The sequence below is a fragment of the Halalkalibacter flavus genome, assembly GCF_036663575.1.
In the GTDB taxonomy this organism is placed as follows: domain Bacteria; phylum Bacillota; class Bacilli; order Bacillales; family Bacillaceae_D; genus Halalkalibacter; species Halalkalibacter flavus.
Window position 1 is genome coordinate 1 of sequence record NZ_JAWRVK010000304.1, and the last position, 257, is coordinate 257.

Annotated in this window: 1 protein-coding gene; it reads left to right on the plus strand. The window is 69.3% G+C overall.

Translation table 11 applies throughout. The features are described 5' to 3' along the window. On the plus strand, positions 1-257 hold a 257-nt coding region (locus SAY88_RS25280), incomplete at both ends, for a GTPase (RefSeq protein ID WP_332635189.1).

Below are 257 nucleotides of genomic sequence, written 5' to 3' on the forward strand. Positions count from 1 at the left end.
CTGGGACGCGTTGGAAGAGCTGGTTGCCGAGCTTCCGGAACCCGACGGCCCGGAAATCGGCGCGGCGGAGGGAACCCGGATCGCGATCGTCGGACGCCCCAACGTGGGCAAGAGCTCCCTGGTCAACCGGCTGGTTGGCGAAGACCGGGTGGTCGTATCGGAGCTGCCCGGAACCACCCGCGACTGCACCGACACCCGGATCGAGTGCGACGGCGAGCTGTTCACTCTCGTCGATACCGCGGGGCTTCGCCGCCCGG